The 22580-nt window shown below is 63.2% G+C and carries 22 protein-coding genes and 1 pseudogene; 8 read left to right on the top strand and 15 right to left on the bottom strand.

Features of this window, described 5'->3' with window-relative positions:
- The first annotated feature begins 4 nt into the window (after nt 1-4).
- From LAC81_RS30920 to LAC81_RS30905, 4 genes are all read left to right on the top strand, one after another.
- Nucleotides 5-565: a slr1658 superfamily regulator gene (locus LAC81_RS30920; protein ID WP_223728471.1), complete on the top strand. Its 561-nt coding sequence runs from the start codon at nt 5-7 to the stop codon at nt 563-565.
- Nucleotides 566-578: 13 nt separating this feature from the next.
- Nucleotides 579-920 carry a slr1659 superfamily regulator gene (locus LAC81_RS30915; protein WP_223728470.1) on the top strand — a complete coding sequence of 114 codons (342 nt, stop codon included), beginning with the start codon at nt 579-581 and terminating at the stop codon, nt 918-920.
- A gap of 216 nt (nt 921-1136) precedes the next feature.
- Nucleotides 1137-1814 (top strand): FadR/GntR family transcriptional regulator, encoded by a 678-nt coding sequence (locus LAC81_RS30910; RefSeq protein ID WP_223728469.1) that lies wholly within the window; start codon nt 1137-1139, stop codon nt 1812-1814.
- Nucleotides 1811-3115 (top strand): CynX/NimT family MFS transporter, encoded by a 1305-nt coding sequence (locus LAC81_RS30905; protein ID WP_223728468.1) that lies wholly within the window; start codon nt 1811-1813, stop codon nt 3113-3115. The genes LAC81_RS30910 and LAC81_RS30905 overlap by 4 nt, the downstream gene beginning before the upstream one ends.
- Nucleotides 3116-3209: 94 nt before the next feature.
- Here the strand turns inward: LAC81_RS30905 and LAC81_RS30900 are convergent, their stop codons facing one another.
- Nucleotides 3210-4424: an MFS transporter gene (locus tag LAC81_RS30900; RefSeq protein WP_223728467.1), complete on the bottom strand. Its 1215-nt coding sequence runs from the start codon at nt 4422-4424 to the stop codon at nt 3210-3212.
- Between the two features lie 323 nt (nt 4425-4747).
- Between LAC81_RS30900 and LAC81_RS30895 the strand changes: the two genes are divergently transcribed.
- Both LAC81_RS30895 and LAC81_RS30890 read left to right on the top strand, forming a co-directional pair.
- Nucleotides 4748-5968, top strand: coding sequence for a helix-turn-helix domain-containing protein (locus tag LAC81_RS30895; protein WP_223728466.1), 1221 nt, complete (start codon nt 4748-4750; stop codon nt 5966-5968).
- A gap of 10 nt (nt 5969-5978) precedes the next feature.
- Entirely contained in the window at nt 5979-6623 is a 645-nt protein-coding gene (locus tag LAC81_RS30890; protein ID WP_223728465.1) for a glutamine cyclotransferase, read from the top strand.
- Nucleotides 6624-6631: 8 nt separating this feature from the next.
- Here the strand turns inward: LAC81_RS30890 and LAC81_RS30885 are convergent, their stop codons facing one another.
- Nucleotides 6632-7825 (bottom strand): MFS transporter, encoded by a 1194-nt coding sequence (locus LAC81_RS30885; protein ID WP_223728464.1) that lies wholly within the window; start codon nt 7823-7825, stop codon nt 6632-6634.
- A 31-nt stretch (nt 7826-7856) separates the two neighbouring features.
- Between LAC81_RS30885 and LAC81_RS30880 the strand changes: the two genes are divergently transcribed.
- Entirely contained in the window at nt 7857-8822 is a 966-nt protein-coding gene (locus LAC81_RS30880) for a LysR family transcriptional regulator (protein ID WP_328717556.1), read from the top strand.
- Nucleotides 8823-8916: 94 nt separating this feature from the next.
- Here LAC81_RS30880 and LAC81_RS38605 read toward each other — a convergent pair whose 3' ends face one another.
- The 12 genes and pseudogenes from LAC81_RS38605 to LAC81_RS30825 form a co-directional block, all read right to left on the bottom strand.
- Entirely contained in the window at nt 8917-9366 is a 450-nt protein-coding gene (locus LAC81_RS38605) for an alpha/beta fold hydrolase (RefSeq protein WP_419196094.1), read from the bottom strand.
- A pseudogene (locus LAC81_RS38600) lies at nt 9353-9619 on the bottom strand (alpha/beta fold hydrolase); the annotation flags it as partial. The pseudogene LAC81_RS38600 and the gene LAC81_RS38605, both read right to left, overlap by 14 nt.
- 210 nt (nt 9620-9829) lie before the next feature.
- Entirely contained in the window at nt 9830-11428 is a 1599-nt protein-coding gene (locus LAC81_RS30870) for an MFS transporter (protein WP_223728463.1), read from the bottom strand.
- On the bottom strand, nt 11425-11883 hold the full coding sequence (locus LAC81_RS30865; protein WP_223728462.1) for a DoxX family protein: 459 nt from the start codon (nt 11881-11883) through the stop codon (nt 11425-11427). Before LAC81_RS30865 ends, LAC81_RS30870 begins: the two co-directional genes overlap by 4 nt.
- Before the next feature lie 50 nt (nt 11884-11933).
- The gene (locus tag LAC81_RS30860; RefSeq protein ID WP_223728461.1) at nt 11934-12146 is read right to left on the bottom strand and encodes a hypothetical protein; all 213 of its coding nucleotides are present in this window, start codon (nt 12144-12146) and stop codon (nt 11934-11936) included.
- 23 nt (nt 12147-12169) lie between these two features.
- Nucleotides 12170-14152 (bottom strand): amidohydrolase, encoded by a 1983-nt coding sequence (locus LAC81_RS30855; protein ID WP_223730370.1) that lies wholly within the window; start codon nt 14150-14152, stop codon nt 12170-12172.
- Complete coding sequence (locus LAC81_RS30850; RefSeq protein ID WP_113539745.1) at nt 14152-14445, bottom strand: XapX domain-containing protein; 294 nt, start codon at nt 14443-14445, stop codon at nt 14152-14154. Before LAC81_RS30850 ends, LAC81_RS30855 begins: the two co-directional genes overlap by 1 nt.
- Nucleotides 14446-14528: 83 nt before the next feature.
- Entirely contained in the window at nt 14529-15179 is a 651-nt protein-coding gene (locus LAC81_RS30845) for a hydrolase (protein WP_223728460.1), read from the bottom strand.
- Between the two features lie 145 nt (nt 15180-15324).
- The gene (locus LAC81_RS30840; protein ID WP_223728459.1) at nt 15325-16233 is read right to left on the bottom strand and encodes a helix-turn-helix domain-containing protein; all 909 of its coding nucleotides are present in this window, start codon (nt 16231-16233) and stop codon (nt 15325-15327) included.
- A gap of 227 nt (nt 16234-16460) precedes the next feature.
- The gene (locus LAC81_RS30835) at nt 16461-17369 is read right to left on the bottom strand and encodes a helix-turn-helix domain-containing protein (protein WP_223728458.1); all 909 of its coding nucleotides are present in this window, start codon (nt 17367-17369) and stop codon (nt 16461-16463) included.
- Between the two features lie 133 nt (nt 17370-17502).
- Nucleotides 17503-18393, bottom strand: a complete 891-nt coding sequence (locus LAC81_RS30830; RefSeq protein ID WP_223728457.1) for a helix-turn-helix transcriptional regulator — start codon at nt 18391-18393, stop codon at nt 17503-17505.
- A 216-nt stretch (nt 18394-18609) separates the two neighbouring features.
- Complete coding sequence (locus LAC81_RS30825; protein ID WP_223728456.1) at nt 18610-19041, bottom strand: LysR substrate-binding domain-containing protein; 432 nt, start codon at nt 19039-19041, stop codon at nt 18610-18612.
- A gap of 254 nt (nt 19042-19295) precedes the next feature.
- Between LAC81_RS30825 and LAC81_RS30820 the strand changes: the two genes are divergently transcribed.
- Complete coding sequence (locus LAC81_RS30820) at nt 19296-19928, top strand: alpha/beta hydrolase (protein WP_223728455.1); 633 nt, start codon at nt 19296-19298, stop codon at nt 19926-19928.
- Between the two features lie 17 nt (nt 19929-19945).
- On the opposite strand, the gene LAC81_RS30815 is transcribed toward LAC81_RS30820, so the two are convergent.
- A complete protein-coding gene (locus LAC81_RS30815; protein ID WP_223728454.1) occupies nt 19946-22186 on the bottom strand; it encodes a hypothetical protein in 2241 nt (746 codons plus the stop codon).
- Nucleotides 22187-22580 lie beyond the last annotated feature (394 nt).

The following is a 22580-nucleotide window of genomic DNA, read 5'->3' as shown; positions in this document are numbered from 1 at the left end:
TCAGATGACCACGCTCTACGGACTGGCGGACCTGACGATCGGCGCCCACCAGAGGATGACGCGACTGCGCCTCTATGACGGCCCGCTCGACCTCAGTTGGAAGCATTGCGCGATGGCTTCGGATTTCGTGGCCGAGCTCGCGGCGCTGCGCTATCGCGCCTCGCGCAATACCTATCGGGAAGTCCGGCACAACATCGGCTACCTGACCAACGAGCTGGTGGAGAACGCGGTGAAGTTCCGTGCCTCCGGTGTGGTTATGGTAGAAGCCACTCTCGAAGCCAACAGCTTTCGCACGAAAGTCTCCAACGTCATCGACAACGAGACGGCTGCGCGCTTTCAGGACCTGCTTTCCGAGATCGCCGACGGCGACCCCGGAGACCTGCTCATCGAGCGTATCGAAGCCAATGCAAACGGGCTCGGCAAGAGCGGCTCGGGGCTTGGTCTTTTGACGCTGATGAGCGATTATGGCGTTCGTTTCGCTTGGGTTTTTGGTGCCCAGGGAGACGACGGAGAAACCTCGCTGGAGACCTATGCCTCCATTGCGGTCCCAGACCTCTCGAACTGATGAGCCGGTGAACATGGAAAATAAGGACGAAGAAGAGTATCGCGTTTGGTCCGAAGGCAACGATATCCATTTAGAAGGCACCATGCGGCTGTCAGGAACGGAAGCCTATGCCCCGATCTTCTCGACCGTCATGGGCGTGCTGGAGACCGAGCCTGAGCACATCACCATCGATCTCACGGAACTGCAGTTTCTGAACTCGTCCGGGATCAACCTGCTCGCCAAGCTGACGATCGAGGCGCGCAACCGCCCGAACGTGCAATTGACGGTGCGCGGGACCTCCGAAATCCCGTGGCAATCGAAATCTTTGCCAAACCTCAAGAAGCTGCACCCAGGCCTCGACCTCAGGCTCAACTGAGATAGCCCGTTCGGCCGCATTGCGGCCCACGCACGTCGATCCTTCGCGCCAGTGCTCCCGGTCTCCGCCGGCAGCGCTGGCTCTTGTTTTTCCGAAAAGACCGATCTCTGCGGAAGAACTCAACGCCGTTCGGTCGTCGGCTGCCCCTTACGCTGATTGACTCGCGCATCAACTCGGCTTATCAGTCAAATCATCTGATGACTTGATGAGCGGATGATGCAACCGATCAATCGTACCAACCTCGCTGAGAGCGCGGCTGAAAGCCTGCGGGCGGAAATCCTCAGCGGCCGCTGGGCCGTCGGCGAGCGGATACCTAATGAGACGGCGCTCACGGAACTGCTGGCGGTCAGTCGCGGCACCGTGCGTGAGGCCGTTCGGGTGCTGATCTCGAAAGGCCTGCTCGACGCCCGCCAGGGCTCCGGCACCTATGTCCGTTCGACCGTCGATGCCTCGGGCGCACTCGACCGGGTCAAGCGCACAGGTCTTCGCGATCAGTGGGAAGCACGCGCGGCACTCGACGTCGAGGCGGCACGGCTGGCGGCGCTGCGTCATACGCCTGAAGACCTTGAGCGCATGTCCACGCTGCTCGCCGCCCGCGGAACGGTGTCCGACGGCGGACGCGATGCATTCGGCCAACGCGACATCGCCTTCCACAGATCGATCGTCGAGGCATCGGGCAACAAGGCAATCGTCGAGCTCTACGACTTCTTCACCTCGGCCATCCTCGAAACCATCCACTCGACCCTTCGCGGCGACCTGCCCGAACCGGACGACAATGCGCATGCGGCGATCGTCGAGGCGATCGCGTCCGGTGATCCGGACAGGGCCGCGGCCTCCGTGCGGGCGTTCATGGCTCCCGTCCTCGCTGAACTTGATCGGCTTCTCACCCAATGAACCAGACGTTTCGTGATCCCCACAAGGCCGAGGCCGCCGAACCGCTCGGCACCGAAGACCAGCTCATCGACGCCGAGGCCGACAGCCTACCGGCACCGCAGCCACCGGTCCTGAGCCACGGCGCCCGCATCCTTCTCGGTGTGAGCCTCGTCCTGATCGCCTTCAATCTCAGGCCGCTGTTTTCAAGCCTCTCGGTGCTGCTGCCCGAGGTGATGCAGGCGACCGGCCTGTCCACCGCCGGCGCCAGCGTGCTCACCACCCTGCCGGTGGTCTGCCTCGGGATCTTCGCGCCGCTCGCACCCAAACTTGCGCAACGCTTCGGTGCCGAGCGCACGCTTCTGGGTGTGCTGCTGCTCCTGACGCTCGGCACCGGCCTGCGCGGCGTCCAGTCCGTGCCGCTGCTGTTTATCGCGACCTTCGCCGCCGGTGCGGCGATCGCAGTCGGCAACGTGCTTCTCCCCGGCCTCGTCAAGCGTGACTTTCCCGATCGGGCGGCGATGATGACGGGCCTCTACACCATGGCGCTCTGCGCGGGTGCTGCCAGCGCCGCCGGCCTGACGCTCACGATCGAGCATCATGTGGTCGGCTCCTGGTCCGGCGCGCTCGCCGCCTGGGCCGTGCCTGCCCTGATCGTGCTTTTGATCTGGGCACCGCAGGCCTTGCGCGGCAAGGCGCAGGCCCGTCACACCGGCTTCCGCGTCGTCGGCCTCTGGCGCGATCGCCTCGCCTGGCAGGTGACGCTGTTCATGGGGCTGCAGTCGGCGCTCGCCTATTGCGTCTTCGGCTGGATGGCGCCGATCCTTCGCGAGCGCGGCCTCGATGCCGCAACCGCCGGCGCCGTCGTATCCGCGTCGATCATGATGCAGGTCGTTACCTGCTTGGCTGTGCCTTCGTTCGCCGTCCGTCGCCGCGACCAGCGCGCCGTCTGCGTGGCGCTCGTCGCCGCTGCCGTCATCGCGCTGATCGGTATCCTTTTCGCGCCGCTTTCGACAGTGCTCGTCTGGGCCGTTCTTCAGGGGATCGGCCAGGGCGGCCTGATCGCCGCGGCGATGACCCTCATCGTGCTGCGCTCGCCCGATTCCCATGTCGCCGCGCATCTTTCTGGGATGGCGCAGGGCGTCGGTTACGTGCTCGCTGCCATCGGTCCGCTGCTCGTCGGCTTCATCCGCAGCTGGACCGGCAGCTTTGCGGCGAGTTCCGTTCTCTTCATCGCCCTTGGCATCGGTGTGGCGATCATGGGCATGGGCGCCGGCCGGGCACTTCATGTCGGCGCAAGAACGGTGAAGGTTGACGACCGCTAAGCCGGGAAAGCATCTCGGATAAAAACGGACAACAACATGATCGGGCTCCACCTATCAGGCGGAGCCCGATCGATTGGTCCCTAGCGCGGTTGCGTCATGCCGCAGCGACCGCCTGCCGGTATCGCGGCGCGGGCCTGAAGGTGAGCGCGATCAGGAACGCGCCAAGGCCGATGCCCCAAGAGCCGATGTAAAGCCAGGTATAGCTCGCCAGCGCATCATAGATCAGACCACCGGCAATCGGTCCCGTCGCCATGCCGAGGCTGCCCGCCATGGCCGTTCCGCCAATGACCGTCCCCATCATCCGCAGAGGGAAATTCTCCCGGGCGAGTACGGCATAAAGCGGCATCACGCCGGCATAGATGAAGCCGAACAGGGCAGCGACCGCGTAGAACGAGCCGAGCCCCGCGGCGAAGACATAGGCCAAGGCCCCAAAAGCCTGGGCAAGCAATCCGAGAACCAGCACGCGCTTCGCCCCGAAGCGATCGCCGAGCAGGCCGAAGACGACGCGGCCACCCATGCCGGCGAGCCCCTCGACGCTATAGATCGAGACTGCCGCCATGACCGGAATGCCGCAGGTGATGGCATAGCTCACCGTGTGGAAGATCGGCCCGGAATGGGTGGCGCAGCAAAAGAAGTTTGTCAGCAGCAGAATGATGAAGAGCGGTGATTTCAGCACCTGGCTCGTCGTCATCGACGACTGCGCCTCTTCCTCAGGAGAGGCGGCCGCAGCCCCTCCGGCCAGTGCCGGCGCCTGGCGAACGAGAAGCGAGACCGGAATCATCACGACGGCGACGACGACGCCGATGATCTGCAGGGCTGTTCTCCAGTCGTAGGCCGAAACCAGCCATGCCGCGAAAGGCGACATCGTCATCGGCGCCATGCCCATGCCGGCCGAAACGAGCGAGACCGCAAGGCTCCGATGCGTATCGAACCAGCCGGTGACGCAGGCCATCATCGGCGCGAAGATCGCCGCGGTCGCGATACCCACGACAACGCCGAAGACGAACTGGAAGGCGATCAGCGATGTCGCCCTGCTTGCCGCCATCAGGCTGACGGCGAGAAGCACCGAGCCGATGAGCACGATCGGCCGCGCACCCCAGCGATCGGAGAGACTGCCCCAGGCGATACTGGCGAATGCCATCGCCAAAAAGCCGATGGTCATTGCGCTGGAGACTCCGGTGACGGACCAGCCGGTGTCACGCGAGATCGGCAGCAGGAAGACTGGAAGCGAGAACATGGCGCCGATTGCCAGGCAGCCAAGCAGGCCGCCCGCCGCCACGATGACCCAACGATAAAACGAATTGCCCATTGCAATCTCCTTGGCGGCGCCCGGTCAGACGGCCGGCAGCGCCGATAACGTACAAACTGATCGCGCAGCAGGTTCGGATGTGCACAGCACCTCCTTTTGCTGGTTGCTGTAAGACGCAGGCGCCGACGCAAAGCCGACATCGCATCTTGCAGAATTTCATAAATATTGCAGGTTCGCCGACGTCGCGCGGCACGCCTTCAACCGCTTCGGATCCAAGCCACTTGATTGTGCTTCCAAGGTCCTCTCTGTTGTCGCGTGCCGTTCAGGCAATAGATAGAGGCCGAAGCACTGTTGGGGGGAGTGACAAGTGTGACGGGATTTAGATGGATTCGCTGATTACCGCGGCTGGCCAGGCGCTGGCGGCCGGAGATCTGCTCGGCGTGCTGAAGCGCGTTGGCCTGCGCGACGACCCACCGGCTTTGGCGCTGCGCGGCATCGCGATGGCTCAGCTCGGCGATCTCGTGCGCGCCAAGACGCTGTTGAAGGCCGCGGCGCGCGGTTTTGGCCCGAAGGAGGCTGTCGCCCGCGCGCGATGCATCGTCGCCGAGGCGGAAATCGCCATCGTCTCGCGAGACCTCTCCTGGCCGATGAAGGCACTCGAAACCGCCCGCGCCACGCTCGAAGCCCATGGCGACCACCTCAATGCCGCCCACGCCCGCAACCTCGGCGCTCGACGCTTGCTGCTGATCGGTCGTCTCGACGAAGCCGAACAGATGCTCGCCGGTGTCGATCCGGGCAGGCTGACACCGCCGGCGAGAGCCACGCACGAGCTTGCCGTGGCCGGCATCGCCGTTCGGCGACTGCAGACCACCTCCGCAGCCAACGCCTTCGCCCGGGCAACCCAAGCGGCGCGCGCGACCGGCATGCCGGCACTGGTGGCGGAGGTCGAGAGTGCTGCCCTTGTCCTCGACACGCCGGCCGCCCGGCTTCTGGCCGGCGGAGGCGAGCGCCTGCTGCGGCTTGACGAGGTCGAAACCCTGTTTGCTTCCGGCGCCCTCGTCATCGACGCTTGCCGGAACGTGGTCCGGCGCGAAGCTTCCGCCGTTTCGCTTTCAACCCGGCCAGTGCTCTTCGCGCTCGCGCGGGCGCTCGGAGAGGCGTGGCCGGCAGACGTCTCGCGGCGCGCCTTGCTCGCCCGTGCCTTCGGCGCGAGACATGTCGACGAATCCCACCGCGCAAGACTGAGGGTCGAGATCGGCCGGCTTCGCGACGAGCTCCGCGCTTTCGCAGATATCACCGCGACCAGCGATGGCTTCCGGCTGGCTCCCCAAGGCGATCACGCAGTCGTGGTGCTGGCACCGCCGGTCGATGAACGGCATGCGGCCGTGCTTGCGCTGCTCGGCGATGGCGAGGCATGGTCGAGTTCCGCCCTCGCGATCGCGCTCGACGCCAGCGCCCGCACCGTGCAACGGGCGCTCGAAGAGCTTTCCTCGGAAAAGAAGGTGTTTCCAGTCGGCCGCGGGCGGGCGCGACGCTGGGTGATCCCGCCGGTGCCGACATTCCCGACAGTCTTGTTACTCCCGGGCCCACTGCCAAGCGATTAGGATGGAGACCATGAAACGATCCGAAGCCGAAATCCTCCGCGAATATGGCCCCTTCCCCGGGGCCGACCAAGTGCACGGCGTCACCTTCGACGGTGAGAACATCTGGTTTGCCTCCGGCGACAAGATCAATGCGCTCGACCCCGAAAGCGGGATGCCGGTGCGCTCGATCGATGTCGCAGCCCATGCCGGCACCGCCTTCGACGGCAAGCATCTGTTCCAGATCGCCGAGGACCGCATCCAGAAGATCGATCCCACCAGCGGCCGTGTACTGGCAACCATCCCGGCGCCCGGTGGGGGCGGCGATTCCGGCCTTGCCTGGGCAGAGGGTACCCTGTGGGTCGGGCAGCATCGCGGCCGACGGATCCATCAGATCGATCCCGAGACCGGTGCGATCCTGCGCACTATCGAGTCCAAGCGCGTCGTGACAGGCGTCACCTGGATCGACGGTGAGCTCTGGCACGGCACCTGGGAAGGCGACGACAGCGACTTGAGGCGTATCGACCCCGAAACGGGGTCGGTGCTTGAACGGATCGTGATGCCGCGGGGTTTCGGTGTCTCCGGACTGGAGTCCGATGGCGGTGACCGCTTCTTCTGCGGTGGCGGTACAAGCGGAACGATCCGGGCCGTCCGCCGGCCGAAGAGGCGCGTTCCCTAGCCTCGCCGTCAGCGCGAGATCGCCAACCTTGCCGCTCGCCGAGCAAGCAGCATGGCAGCGAGCGCCAGCCCCGCAAGTGCGAGACCGAGCACGCTGACACCGAACCAAGCCCCATAGCTCCAGGCGGCGAAGGACAGGGCCGAACCTGCCGATCCTCCAAGAAACATGCTGGTCATGAAGACCGTATTGATGCGGCTGCGCGCCGCCGGCTCGAGCGCATAGATGATATGCTGGTTGGCGATCAGCGCGACCTGGATGCCGATGTCGAGCACAATGACGCCAATCACCAGTCCGGCGAGCGAGGCCCAGGCGCCAAGAACGCCCCAGGCAGAGAGCGTCAGCGCCGCCCCGAGCCAGACGACGGACCGTGCGCCCCGTCGATCTGCCACCCTGCCGGCGATCGGTGCTGCAAAGACGCCGATCGCGCCGACAATGCCGAACAGGCCGGCAGCATCCGCGCCCAGATTGAAACGCGGTGTCGCGAGATAAAGTGCAAGCACGGTCCAGAACGCCGTGAAAGAGGCGAACAGCGCCGCCTGCACCACGGAAGCCAGACGGAGCGCGGGCTCGCGTCGCCAAAGCGTGACGAGCGAAACAAGGGCTTCGCGATAGGGTAAACGCAACGCAGACCGCAGATCCGGCAGGGTCCGGACCATCAAGAGCGAGGCGGCAAGGGCAAGAGGTACGCTTGCCCAGAACATCTCGCGCCAGCCGGCGTGGGCGCCAACGAAGCCGGAGATCGTGCGGCTGAGCAGGATCCCGGTCAAGACGCCGGCCATGACCGTGCCGATCGCCGCACCGCGCTTGTCAGGCTTAGAGAGCATCGCAGCGATCGGGACGATCTGCTGCGCGACAGTGGCGCTGGCGCCCAGCAGCACTGAGGCGACGATCAGCAGAAAAGGCGACTGTGCCAAAGCCGCGGCAGCGGCCGCAATCGCGATCGCCAGGAACTGGCCGACGATCAGGCGCCGCCGCCGAACGATATCGCCGAGTGGCAATAGAAGCAGCAGGCCCAGCGCGTAGCCAAGCTGCGTCGCCGTCGGCAGCAGGCCAATGGCCGGCTCACCGGGAAACTCGGCCTCGATGAGGCCGAGCAGCGGCTGATTGTAATAGATGTTTGCGACCGCGATGCCGCTGGCGACGGCCATGGCATAGAGGCGGGCTCGGCCGAGGCCGGAATGCTCCGTTTCGTTGGTATCCATTTCACTTGCCCTTCTCATTGAGGAGATGGGCTTGATCTATCGCTTTATCGAAATACGATGTAGCTCCATCATTGTGGATACCAGAATATCGGAAATCGATACAATGAACCTTGAAGAAGTCCTCGTCTTCACTGCAGCGGCAAGCGGCGGCAGTCTCGCCGAGGCCGCGCGACGGCTTGGCATCACACCCATGATCGCGACGCGGCGGCTCGCTGCCCTGGAGCAGACGCTTGGTGTGCGGCTCATGCATCGCACCACCCGCTCGCTGTCGCTGACGCCGGAGGGCGAGTCCTTTCTGCCCTATGCCCAGGCGCTTCTCGAAACCGAACAGCAGGCGCGAACGCTGCTTAAGGGCGGCGATGATGGGGCGACCGGCCTCCTGCGCGTCTCGGCGCCGGTTGCCTTCCCGACCAAGGTGGTTGCTCCACTCATGCCCTTGTTGCTTGACGATCATCCCGGGCTCAAGGTCGCACTCGATATGAGCGACACCATGCCTGACCTGGTAGCGTCGGGCATCGATCTGGCGATCCGCATCGCACGCCTGAAGGACAGCAGCCTCATCGCCAAAAAAATGGCCGAAAACCCGCGTTCCCTCGTCGTTTCGCCATCCTATGTCGAGAAGCACGGAAGGCCACGGACCACGGGCGATCTCATCAACCATCAATGCCTGCCCTTGCACGGCGTCAATCATTGGACCTTTGTGAGCGCCGGGAACGAGACGCATGTGCGATTGCAGAGCCGATTCTCGTCGACAAGCATCGAAGGATGCCATGCGGCGTGCCTCGCCGGTGCAGGCATCACCCTGCTCTCCGACTGGAACATTGCCGACGATCTCGATGCGGGGCGGCTGATACGCATCCGCCTCGAAGACGTCGCACCTGAGACACTGGCGATCTGGGCCGTGTACCCGACGACGAAACTGGTCGCGCCCAAGGTGCGCGTGTTCATCGACCGGTTGGTGGGCGCCCTTGGCAAAACCGCCAAGGCAAGCGCCTGAATGATAAAACCCGCACCGCTCAACACGGTGCGGGCATCAAGATCTGTCCCGGCACGGTCCGCGGTACCGGGACGCTGCGGATCATGCCAGCCTTTTAGGCCTTGATGAAGGCAAGCAGGTCAGGATTGATGACGTCGGCATGGGTCGTCAGCATGCCGTGGGCGTAGCCCTCATAGACCTTGAGCGTGCCGTTCTTCAGCAACTTGACGGCAAGCCGCGCGCTGTCGTCGATCGGCACGATCTGGTCGTCATCGCCATGCATGACCAGCGTTGGGACTTCGATCGCCTTGAGGTCTTCGGTGAAGTCGGTTTCCGAGAAGGCCTTGATGCCCTCGTAATGGGCCTTGGCGCTGCCCATCATGCCCTGGCGCCACCAGTTGCGGATCACGCCTTCGGATGCCTCGGCACCCGGCCGGTTGTAGCCGTAGAAGGGGCCGGCCGGAACGTCGAGGAAGAACTGCGCCCGGTTGGCGGCAAGCGCCGCACGGAAGCCGTCGAACACCTCGATCGGCAGGCCGCCTGGGTTGTTCGCCGTCTTGACCATGATCGGCGGCACAGCACCGACGATGATCAGCTTGGCGACCCTGCCGCCGCCGTGACGCATAGGCAACAGCTTCACCGCCTCCGGTGGAGTGGCCGATATGAATCGCATCGCTCAGACCGAGCTTGTTGGTCAGTGCCGCAACATCCTTGGCGTAATGCGCGATGTCATGACCTTCGCTCACCTGCGTCGAGCGGCCGTGGCCACGGCGGTCATGGGCAATGACGCGAAAGCCCTTGTTGACGAAATAGAGCATCTGCGCGTCCCAATCGTCTGCCGATAGCGGCCAGCCGTGGTGAAAGACGATTGGCTGGCCCGAGCCCCAATCCTTGTAGAAGATATCGACGCCATCATCAGTCCTGACGTAGCTCTCGGTCATGGGAGCGGTTCCTTTGTTAGGGTTCTAGGGTGGTATGCCTGGCACGCTCCACGGCGCCGGCAATGGCGCCAGGGAACGCAACCCGCTTCAACCGAGATGAGGTCGGTTGATCGCGAGAAGGTGGTGTACGACCGGCACCGCCGGTCCTTTATGAAAGCGACGAACGTCCTCCTGGACATCCGCATCGGCCTTGGAGACGCGCTTGTGCTGGCGCAGATGTTCGGCCCAGGACTCGACCATGAACCACTCCACCATGCGGCCGCTATCAGCCGCGTCCTCGGTCACGCCCCAGCCATAGGCGCCGTCGCGGCGGCGCTCGTGCGACAGGCGGGCGAGCGCCTGCAGAAACTCGGAGCGATCCGCCTTGTCGATCGTGTACTCGATCAGCACGAGCACGGGACCGCGATCGTGTTCGACCGGCTCGCTGGTCAGCGGCTCCGGCCAGTGGTTGGAGGGAATAAGGTCCGCTTCGCCCTTCGGCAGTTTCATGGCGTGGAAAACGAACCCGACGCAAAGAAGGCCGATGGCCGCCACCGCGAGCGTGAAGGGCACGCCGATCGCCTCGGCGATGGCGCCCCAGGCCAGGCTGCCGCCGGTCATGGCTCCGTTGAAGACCGTGAGATAGACGGCGAGCGTGCGCCCCCGCACCCAGTTGGGAAGGATGGCTTGCGCGGTGCTGTTCAACGTCGTCAACGCCGTTATCCAGGCGGCACCGCAAACCAGCAAGGCGACAACCGCCACCCATTGCGCCGGCGCGAACGAGAGTACGCCCATCACCGCAGCCGTGAGCACCGCCGACATCAGCAGCAACCCGTCTGCATCCATCCGGGCACGCAGGTGCGGCATCACCAGCGCGCCGCCGATTGCACCCGCGCCGACGGCACCGAGCAGGATACCGTAGAAGCTGGCGCCACCGCCGAGAAGCTGCCGGGCGACCAGCGGCAGCAGCGCCCAGATCGCACTCGAAAAGGCGAAGAACACCGCTGCACGCAGCAGGACCACGTGCAACTCATGGCTGGCGCGCGCATAGCGCAAGCCCGCCCGGAAGGCGCCGAAGAAGCGCTCCGCAAGGGCATCGTCGTCTGATACGCCGCGCCGCCACCAGAGAAGCGCAGCAATGACGAAGACATAGCTGATGACATCGACACCGTAGGTGACGGCTGCACCGAGCCAGGCAAGCAGCAGACCGCCGAGCGCGGGTCCGATCGCGCGGGCGATGTTGATGCCGAGCGAGTTCAGCGCCACCGCGCCCTTGACGTCCTGCCGCGAAACGAGTTCCGGCACGATCGCCTGCCAGGTGGGGGCGACGAGAGCGGCCCCTATCCCGCCAACGAAGGTCAGGGCAATCAGCGAGCTCACGGACTGCAGGCCCGTGGCGGAGAGAAACAGCAGGCAGAGACTTGCGGATGCAAGCAGGAACTGCACGGCGATCAGGAACTTGCGCCGGTCGAGAATATCCGAGAGCACCCCTGCAGGAATGGCGAGCAGGAAGATCGGCAGCGTCGCTGCCGCCTGAACCATGGAAACGGCGGCCGGAGTCGCCGACAGGTCGGTGACAAGCCAGGAGCTCGCGACATCACGGACAAAGCTGCCGGTATTGCCGATGATCGTTGCGACCCACAGGACCGCAAAAACCTTCTGCCGCAACGGCGCAAACGTGCCAGCGCTCTCTTTCGCTGCCGTCACTGCGAAGCCCTCCCTGCGGATGCCCGTTCGCGCAGATCGTAGCAGGCGACGAGCAGGAAGGCACCCGCCAGGCCGATATGCTCGAAGAAGCCGTTCGTCGCCATCGCACGATCCATGCCCGGCGGCATCTCCCAGAAGCGGAAAGCGAGGAAAGTTGCGGCGAGCGTGAAGGCCGCGAGCGCGATTGCCGCCGCCCAGCGATAGAACCCCGTGAGAATGAGGGCCGACAACAGAAGCTCGAAGACGATTACCCCGATGGCAAAGAGCGGCGCCGGATGCAGGCCGAAGTGATCCATCTCGGCCAGCGCGCCCGGAAAGTCGAGTATTTTCGTCAACGGTCCCTGGATGTAGGCCGAGCAGAGCGCCAGCAGGCCGATGAATGCGATCCACCGGTTGGTGAGCACCGGTCGCAGGCGGGCAGCAAGATTGTTTTCGAGAGAAGACAGGCTCGGCATTTGGGTTCCTTGTCAGATGGTCGTCGGCTTAACGGACGGCTAAGCCGCCCTCATCGCGTTTGCGGCCATTTCGAGTTGCTGAACGCGGTCCGGGAGATGCCTTTGTAATAGGCGCCCGCCTTCGCTGGCGATTGGTTCACCACGACCTTCGCCCAAGAGGGGCGCTTGTTATCCTTTGCAGCTGCACCATCACCGCCGAGTGCGGCCGAAGAAGTGATCAGGATGGAGGCTGCCATCGCGACAGCGCCGACGATCGTTCTCATTTCGCGTCTCCCTTCCTTCATCGTCACACGGCCCAGCAGGAGCAGCCGAGCGCCCCGAAGAAGCCCTTGAGATCGCCAATCGGCAGCTTTGACGTCCAGGCGCCGGCATGGTCGTGACCATGGACGCCGCAGTTGCTGGCGCAGCCGCACGCCGTGATGGCGGTGCGCCGCAGCGAGTTCTTGCCCGCACCGTCAGGCTCGCCCCAGGCGGCATAGCCGCCGAAGGTGCGGACCGGCGACCAGTCGGGCATCGCCGGCGGCACCGTGTTCTCGTCGTGGGCGGCGAAGTCTCCCGCCGCATAGACGATCTTGCCGCCGACCATGGTCAGGTCCGAGGTCAGGAACGAGATCTCGTCCTCGGCGCAGTGGAAGTAGTCCTTGTTCGGCACGATCAGGTCGGCGAACTGCCCCTTTTCGATACGCCCCTTCTTGCCCTCCTCGTTGGAGAACCACTGCACCTTCTCGGTCCACATCCGAAGCGCCGTCTCCCGGTCGAGGCAGTTGGCGCGCGGATAGAGCTGCAGGCCGCCGACCGTCTTGCCGGTCACCATCCAGGACAGCGAGACCCAAGGGTTGTAGGAGGCAACACGGGTCGCATCGGTACCGGCAGAGACGTTGACGCCCTTTTCCAGCATCTTGGCCACCGGCGGCGTCGCTTCGGCTGCACCGTGGCCATAGCGCTCGACGAAGTATTCGCCCTGATAGGCCATGCGATGCTGGACGGCGATGCCGCCGCCCAGCGCTGCGATCCGGTCGATCGACCGGTCGGAGATCGTCTCGGCGTGGTCGAAGAACCAGTTGATGCCGGTGAGCGGTATATCCTGGTTGACCTTCTCGAAGACATCGAGCGCGCGGCTGATGGTTTCGTCATAGGTCGCATGCAGGCGCCAGGGCCAGCGGTTCTCGGCGAGGATCCGCACCACCTCTTCGAGTTCGCCCTCCATCTCCGGCGGCATGTCCGGGCGCGGCTCGCGGAAGTCCTCGAAATCGGCTGCCGAGAAGACCAGCATTTCGCCGGCGCCATTGTGGCGGAAGTAGTCGCTGCCCTGCTTGTATTTGACCGAGGAGGTCCACTTCAGGAAGTCCTCCTTTTCCTCCTTCGGCTTCTGGGTGAAGAGGTTGTAGGCGAGCCGGACGGTCATCTGGCCTTCGTCGGCGAGCTTCTGGATGACGGCGTAGTCATCCGGATAGTTCTGGAAGCCGCCGCCGGCGTCGATGACGCTGGTGACCCCCAAGCGGTTGAGCTCGCGCATGAAATGGCGGGTGGAGTTGACCTGATAGTCGAAGGGCAGTTTCGGCCCCTTGGCGAGCGTCGAATAGAGGATGCCGGCATTGGGCTTGGCCAGGAGCAGGCCGGTCGGGTTGCCATTGGCATCCCGGGTGATCTCGCCGCCCGGCGGGTTCGGCGTGTCCCTGGTATAGCCGACCGCCCGGAGTGCTGCGGCATTGAGCAGTGCCCGGTCGTAGAGGTGCAGCAGGAACACCGGCGTATCCGGCGCGACCGCATTGATCTCGTCGATCGTCGGCAGGCGTTTTTCTGCAAACTGATGCTCGGTGAAACCGCCGACGACCCGCACCCATTGCGGCGCCGGCGTGATCGCCACCTGCCGCTTCAGCATCGCCATTGCATCGGCAAGCGAACGCACGCCGTCCCAGCGCAGCTCCATGTTGAAGTTCAGGCCGCCGCGCACGACGTGGGTATGGTTGTCGTTGAGACCCGGCAGGACGCGCTTGCCCTTGAGGTCGATCACCCGGGTGCCCGGGCCTGAAAGCGCCATGATCGCCCGGTCGTCGCCGACCGCAAGAATGAGGCCGTCGGCGATGGCAACGGCGGTGGCAGTCGGATTGGCACGGTCGAGCGTCGTGACAAGGCCGTTGTGCAGAATGAGATCGGGCGTCATCGTGGTGTCTCCGGACTGTTGGGCGCCGGCGGTGCGGGCCGACGAAAAGAGAGCAGGCAGGGCAAGCGACGAGGCTGCGCCGAGGAACGTGCGTCGGGTGGGCATCATCCGGCCCTTTCATCGTTGACGGCTGCGTCCTTCGCCGTGCCGGCACTGGCCTGCCCGCCCCCAGGGAGATGGCCGAACATGTGCGGCATGCACTGCATGTTGAACCAGCTGAGATTGACCGGTTCGCCGGACAGGGCGCGCTTGACCAGCGGGACCGATTGCTCCCCGATGAGGATGCCGAGCAATCCGACGAGCGCGATGACAGGTGGCGCCGGCGAGCGGACGTTCAAGAGGGAATAGATGACGCCGACGAGCAGCCCGGCTCCGAGCGAGAGAAGATACATCTTCATTGCCAACTCCTTCGCGAATGACAGTGTCGCCCCGGCCGCATCGTTGTGGCCAGAGCGTTAATCTAGAGCGCAGAAGCGTTCTGTCAGTGGCCTTCGGACGCGCCGAACATCGACTTGGCATAGATGATGCCGAGGCCGTACGAACCGCCGAACTTCTTGGCGATGCCGGTGGTCATCTCGTAGGTCTCGGTGCGCGCCCAGTCGCGCTGAAGCTCGAGCATGTACTGCAGCGAAGTCATCGGCCGGACACCGGCCTGCACCATGCGGTCCATCGCCCGCTCGTGCGCCTCATCCGAGACGTCGCCGCAGGCATCCGCGATGACATAGACCTCGAAGCCCTGGTCTAGCGCCGAGAGCGCCGGGCCGACGATGCAAACCGAGGTCCACAGCCCGCACATGACAAGGCGCTTCTTGCCGATGCGGTTGACCTCTTCGATCACGGCAGCGTCTTCCCAGGTGTTCATCGAAGTGCGGTCCAGAAGCTTCTGGCCGGGGAGGGCATCGGTGATCTCGGAGAACATCGGACCGGAGAAGGTCTTTTCGGCGACAGTCGTGAGGATGGTCGAAACGCCGAAGCCTGCCGCCGCATTGGCGACAAGGGCGGCGTTGTTGCGCAGGAGCACCGCATCGATCGACTTGGTCGCAAAGGACATCTGCGACTGAAAATCGATCATGATCAGGGTGTGATCCCTGGGCGAGACGAGGAGTTTTCCGGGGGTCGTTGTCGCGGACATGGTCCAGACCTCTTTCTGTTGAAACTGGCTCCGACCGGAGAGGCCCAACTATGCCGCCGACGGCGCTCCCGTTCTTGTCGCCAAAGATGGATTTTTGAAAATTTCGCTCGCCTTGCCGCGGCAGCGCGCGTGTATATTCAGTGGGTTACGACTGCCGGCTGCGCCGCCACTGGCGTGGCGTGGCACCTGCGGCCTGCGCAAAGGCCCGGGTAAAGTGGCTCTGGTCCGAAAAGCCGCAGACGACGGCGATTTCACTCAGGGATGTGGGCGAGAACTGCAGCAGATCCTTGGCCTTTTCGATCCTCTGCTGCAGCAGCCAGCGGTAGGGCGTGCTGCCCATGGTCTCGCGAAAGGCACGCAGAAAAGCCGCCTGCGACAGATTGCATGTTTGGGCCAATTCCTCGACCGTGAGTTCGCCATCGAGCCGGGCTTGCACCAGATCGCGAATCTTTGCCTGGCAGCGCTGAGAGAGCCTGCGTCCCCCGACCAAGCTGTCGCCGCGGCCATTTCCGTACTGCCGCACCATATGCACACCGATCGCCACCGAGAGCTGGTCGACGAAGAGCGCGCTTCGATCCGTGTGGCCGTCCACCGACGCAAACAGGGCGCCAAGCATGCCGCCGAGAACTGGATCGGGCGAGGCCGAGACGGACCGCAGCTCGCTGACGCCGGAAACATTTGCGGCATCTGCGATGCGCTCCAGCGCACCGTGGCCGATTTCGAGCAAGGTGAAATCGAAGGACCCTTTGAGATCCGCCTTGTAATCGTCGGCAAAGTCCCTGACGTAGATCGCGTTTTGACCGAATTCCTGGGTCGCAGAGTGATGCGCTCCGAAAACCCGGCGGCTATGGCCGCCCACAAGCGACAGGCCGATCAGATAACCACGCCCGTTGCCAGGCGTCGTGACCTGACCCGGCGGTCCCGCTGTCGACCGCTTGCGATGGAAGACCATATCTCGGCCTTCGATCGTCCTGTTGTCATCGAGCTGGTCGAGCGAGCATCCAAGACTGTCGCGCGGTCGCGCTCCGGCCGAGGCAGCGGAAGCATTCGTCATCGTCTTCGCTCCTGTGTGTCGAGACTACCCGGCAAAGCCTCCTGCCGTGACGATGAAAACGAAGGATGCGGATCGCCGTGCGCATGGGAAACGTGCACGCAATTCACTCTCGGATTCACCAAATCGTTTGCAGGAGCGGCCCTATGATTGCCCCGGTCGGCGCATCATTCTTGCACGTTTTTCATGTGTTTTGAAAATTTTGCACGAGGGCGCGCCCTCTTTCCACGCTATTGCGGAGGGCGATCCACAGCTACGATGACGGACCGGTTCTTTTTGCGGAAGCGCGCCGGCGTCTCGCCCGTCTGGCTGGTGAAAACGCGGGTCATATGGCTCTGGTCGGCAAACCCGCAGTGGATAGCGATTTCAGCAAGGGGCGTGTCCTGAAGCAGACACTCCTTGACCCGCGCGATCCGATATTCGGACAGCCACCTGGACGGCGTGCGCCCGAAGCTTTCCTTGAAAGCCTTGTTGAAATAGCTGCGCGAGAGCTCACACTGGGCAGCGAGATCGCCGATCGAGAACGGCGTATTGAAATGGGCGACCAGAAACTCCGTCGCCAGCCTCTCCTGCCATGGTGCCAGCGTACCCTTCTTGTCGACGGGGAAATGCAAGCCGCCATAGGCCTGGCTGAGGTGGGCCAGCGCGGCAAGATTGATCTGTTCAACGAACAGCAGATTGGCCCGGTCCGGTTCGTCGAGCGAGGGTAGCAGCGCTTGAGCGAGGCCGAACATCACCGGATCAACGCGTCCCTGTACGGGAGACAGCGACACATACTCGCCGCGCCCGGCCCTTTCGGTGAAGCTCCGCATAGAAGCAAAGGGGATGTGGAAGCGGACATTGTCGAAGGGCGACAGATGGTGGCACTGCCATTGGTCGCGAAGATCGGTGATCGCAAGCGAAGCCTTGGGGTGCCCACCCTCATAGACGAGTTCGCCGCGCCGCCACAGGCGGTGCGCCTCGAAGTCACGCATCTGGATGATGACGTTGAAGGCGTCTGCAACCGGGATCAGGGGCCCGAGCTCCAGATCGAAGCGATCCGAGAAGGTTCTCGTGACGGTGATTTCGCCAGCGCTGATCCGTTTGACGGTAGGACACGGTGTGCGCTCGTCTGCGCTCAGTCCTTCTTGCAAGGCCATCGGTCAGGGTCTCCCGATTTCCAGCTCAGCCACCCGTTTCAGCGGCCGGGCAGATGCTACAACGGTTGGCTGTCGCAATGAAGAGGCAAATCCAGCGATGCATCGCGGAGGGTCGAAGATCATCATAGCACCCTCACTGCAGCCAGCGCGCGCGCCAGATGGCGGGCGTCACGCCCGTCACCTGGCGAAAGGCTTCGATGAACCGGGCCACGTTGGCATATCCGCAGCTGGTGGCGGTTTTGCTCAACGACCATCCCTCCTCTATGAGATAGCGCTTGGCGCGGGCGATCCTGTACCGCATCAGCCACTCTTCCGGTGTCTGCCCGGTCGCGGATGCAAAGGCCGCGGTAAAAACCTCCTCCGGCAGGTTCGCGGTCGCCGCCGCTGCGGCAAACGAAAAGTCCTTTGCCCAATGGTCGATCATGAAGTCCTTGACAGCCTTCTCCTGCCATACGGAGAGATCGGGGCCGCCGGACGCATTGGCTCGATCCGGGTAGGAATGCAGAAGGTGCGCGCAGATGGCGACTGCGATGTGCTGCAATACGGCACCTGGTTCACCCTCGTTCTCGGCAAGAAGGGGCAACAGCGCCAAGGCGAGATTGTGCATGACGTCGTCGACTTCGCCGCGGCGGCACCGGAGACTGGTGGCGGCGGGCGCATGCGAAAACGTGGAAACTTCACGAAACAAGGCCCGCGGCAAATGGAAGGCGAGTGAATCGAGATCGCTCACAAGCCGGATACTGGCACCCTCGACGAGATCGACGAGGCAGACCGATCCCTGCCGGTAGCGGCGAATTTCACTTTCGCTTTCGCCCGGCACCACATCGCTATGCATCACATCCTTGAAATAGAACATCAGGAAGTAGGCGTCGGCGGCGGGCAGCGAAACGATGCGGCTCAATTCCCCCTTCAGCCGGCACTGCAGGCGCGTCACTGAAAACCGGGCGTCGCGGACAGGCCGCACCATGAGAAACGGCGCCTTGGGCTCGCCGAAATATGCTCCAATGCCATTTGCCTCTGTCATCGTCCGTCCACCCCCGCCTCCTGGCGATGGAGTTCATTCCTCACGCGCCATCCGCCTCGACTCGACCCTATGGCGTGCGCGCAGGGGACGATCTCGCAATTGCCGCTCATATCCGAGGAAACATGGGGTGTGCGGTCCCTAATTTCTTGTATCCTTTGCTCACATTTAGCCGCAAACGGGTCTGTTTTGGCTGAAACTCGATCCGGCTGCGCTAGATCATCTCGGTAACGTAGCTTTCGAAGAAATCCGAGAACTTGGCAACCCAGAGCGGTAACCGTTCATAGACGGATAATACAGAGTGAGCCACAGTTGCGGCGCCTCCCACCCGTCGAGGATCTGTTTCAGCGCGCCCGTTGCCAGCACGTCCTCGACGATGAAGAACGGCAAAAGCGCGATGCCCTCGCCATTTTCAGCAAGCCTTGCGACGAACTCGCCGTCGTTGGCAGCGAGCGACTGGCCAGTCCTCGCCTTTCGCGTCCGGCCCTGGGACGTCAGTTCCCAGGTCTCCGAGATCACCTGTGCTTCATAGGCCAGGCAACCATGGCGATCGAGGTCGTCCGGCGTCTGCGGTGTTCCATATCCGGCAAACCCTCTTCCAAGGTACTGACCGCGCGGGTGACGGTCTACGCGGTCATCGAAAGCTGACACGCCGCCGCGGCAAAGCTCCGCTGCTTCGCTACCGCCAGGAAAACCCGGATATTGCTCAAATCGCTCATGCGTATAATTGCGTATAATTGCGTATAATGAAATAATATAGTCAATATTATTTCAATTCCGTTTAGCTATGATTGCACCGATCCTTTGAGCGGGAGAAGTGCGTGTCGGGCTGGCAGAGATGGGACAAGCGTGAATGCTGCCTCTTCGACGGCCCTTCGGACTTCTCCTGTTACGGGAGCGCCAGCATGACAAATTCATCTTCCAGCGAACGAAGAAAACCGTCCAGGCACGATGCAGCGATCGTCTTCGCCTTCCACAATCCTGCTCCGGGCGATCCGGTCGGCGCGCTGATCGCCGCCACGCTGCCAAATGCCCGGGTGTTTCCCTTCAACAGATGCGCAGCCAATGCCGATGCAGCAAACCCTCCCCCGATCGGCGACGCCTTGGGCGATATGCACGCATTCGCTGCCGCCATCGAAGACCTGGCGAATGATATCGCCGAAATGCGGCGTCTCTACCCCGACAGCGTCGCCTACGGCATCGGCTATTCTTCAGGCGCGACTGTTCTTGCAGGGCTTCTGGTCAAGCATCCCGATCTGTTCGACCGGGCCGCCCTGCTGCATCCCCTCGTTTCCTGGGTGCCATTCGGCAACGCCGAACTTGAGGGTAAACCGATCCTGGTCACCGGCGGCCAAGATGATCCGAGCCGCCCCTTGGCGCTCACGGAGCGCTTGGTCGACTTTCTGGCGGAACAGAAGGCAGATGTCCGGGCGCTCTACAATCGTGGCAGGCATGAGGTCGGACGCGAGGAGATGATGGCGCTGCGGGAACTCTTTCAGCATCCCACGGGCAGAAGTGATGCGGGCCGCATCGACTGAGGCGGCCCGCGATCGATTTACTGTGCGGTCGCTTCGAGATCGACCTTCTCGAGCAGAAGCGCCGGATTTTCAGCGGCGCCCATCAGTTCGAGTGCGCCAATCCCGGCTTCAGCCTTGGCCTTGACCTTCAGGGTGAAGGCACCGGGCTTGCTGATGAACTGGGTAAACGCCGTTGCCGCGTCCTGCAGCTTCGGCTGCGCGGCGGCAAAATGCTGCACGCCCGCGCTCGTCATCAGCACGAGGAGACCGCGAACGCTGTCCTCGGTCATGTGGTTATCCTCGGCATAGAGCTTGATGCCCTTGGCCATGATGCCCTTGTCTTCGAGCTTGAGCGTAGCTTCCCGGGCAGTGAGGCCGAAAAGTGCCACCTGCGCGGCGGTCATGTCGCCGGAGAAGAAATCCTTGCTGGCGCCGCCGATCAGGCCTGAGAAGGAGAAGCTGCCCAAATCCTTGCCGTCCAGGGAGATATCCTTGATGACGAGGGTCTCGTTCGCCTCATCCCAGGCGAGCTCGACGTTGGAAGAAAACATCAGCTTTTCGAAACCCAGCTTGCGCAGCGTCGCGAAACCTTCCTCCTGCGTGTCGGCCGGAATCGGCACGCTGAGATCGCGATAGCTGACCCGCACATCCGTCGGGATGCCGTTGCGCAGCTTGGTCAGGGCCAGTTCGTAGGTGTCGAGCGTGAAGCGCACGCGTTCCGGAACGGTGGGCACGGCAGCCTGCTCGACCGACGCTTCGGCCATCGGATCGTCCTGGGCATCGGCCGGGACCTCTGCGTCGGATGCGGCTTCCCCATCCGTCGAGGCATCGCCGTCGGTTGCGGCAGCAGCATCGGATGCAGCATCACCATCGGCCGCCTCATCCGGCGCCGGCTCGGCGGTGACCGACGGGTCGGTCTCGTTTTCAATGACGCTCTGGTCGTCTTCGGTGATTTCGCTGTCCGTCACGCTTGTCGGCGCGCTGCCGGGCATGTCCACGTCCAGTCCGGCAATACGGATCGTTCCGAATTCCGGCATCAGCGTGGTGAAGGGGAAGGTCTCGAACTCTTCTTCTTTCAGGCCCGCCAGCTTCGTGATCGCGTCCATGGTTGGAGCCCAGGAGAAACCTTTGATGCTTGCTTCGGCGAGCTTGACGTAGTCTGCGCCTTCTCCGGCCGAAAGTCCGTGAAGGGAACCGTCGAAGCTCTGGCCATCGAGCTGCATCGCCATCTTTTCGACGGCGAACTTGATCGTCTTGCCTTCTTCTTCGCTGCTCTTGTCCGGCACTTCCATCTTGAGACCGAGCAACTCGATGTCGCCCTTGCCGATCATGTCGACAACGGACAGGATGCGCTTGAAGAACGCCTGCCGTTCCGCCGGCGGCAACGCTTCGGGATCCGTCACCCCTTTCAGCTTCTCCAAGGTTTCCAGCAACGGCTCGGCCGGCATGCGCGCGCTGAAGCCCTTGCTGCGGACTTCGTCATAGCCGAACTGGGCCTTGCCGTCGGAGAAGGAAAGGTTCTTTGCCGACATCGGACCATAGAGCGGCTTCGGCTCCTTGTCGTCCGGGCCGGCCTTTTCCGTGTAGATCCGCACCATATAGGCCGCATCGAAGTTTTCGCCCACGACAGCCCCGATCGAGCCGTTCATCTGCTCGCGCTTCGTTGCCCCTTCGCCGTCGGGAACATCCATGGCAAAGGCGAAGCTTGCGCCACTGGCCGAATAGCGGGCGACGCGGCCGCCGGCGATGTCCTCAAGAGCGAGGTCCCTGTAAACCGTCTTCTGCTCGGTACCGGCCACATCCTGGCTAACGGTCGCCTCTGGCGCCGAGATGTGCTTTGCGGCAAAGCGCTCGATGCGCTTCAGCGTCGTCAGTTCGCCCTTGTCGCCTGCCTTTGAGAGCGCACCGGCAAAGAAGTCCGGCTCTTCGATGGTCGCCTGCGGCACAGTGAACTTGCCTGCGGCGATATCGAGCTCAAGACCCTTCACATCAAGCTTGCCGCTCAGGAAGAAGATCTTGGGTCGGCCATCGATCGCGGCAACCTTTACACTTGTGCCATTGGCGAAGGGGAGCGTCACGTCACGCAAATGAACGCGTCCGAGGAAATCCGCCTTGACGGAGCCGGCCTTGCCGCCGCGATCAGCGATGAACCTGTCGACCGTCCTTTCGAGCATGAACTTGCCGCCGACTACGCCGGCGGCCGCGATCGCGATCACCGCGACGGCAGCCCAAAGCGCTTTGCGACGGCCCTTGCCGGCCCCAGTTTCTGTCTCAGCCACGATGTCTGTCCTTTCACCACGCGAAAAATGGAAAGCGTTGAGTCGTTGCGGGTGTGACTAACGATTGGCGCTTTCTTCCGCAAGTTTGGCGGGAGTGCAGTGCACCAATATTCTTGTGTGGGCTGCAATCGGCGAGCGCTCGCACGTCATCAAAGATCCATGGAGGACTGCAAGCATGCGACCGTTGCCCGCCGTTCATTAGCCATAGGATTGCCTTATCGTCATCATCAGTAAATCCAACTTAAATTAATGAAACCACTTTGATAGAGTCGCCGCGCAATGAGGGAGACGCAGCCAGTGGCGATACCGCTTCGCGGAACGACAACCACAGACGGCACAAAGAATGCCGTTAGCCGGGCCCGGCGCACCGTTGGCCCGCACGGCCTGCCTTTCC

It is taken from the genome of Ensifer adhaerens, from assembly GCF_020035535.1.
GTDB lineage: Bacteria > Pseudomonadota > Alphaproteobacteria > Rhizobiales > Rhizobiaceae > Ensifer.
The sequence above is the reverse complement of the archived record's forward strand: the minus strand, read 5'-3'. Positions and strand labels throughout refer to the sequence as shown.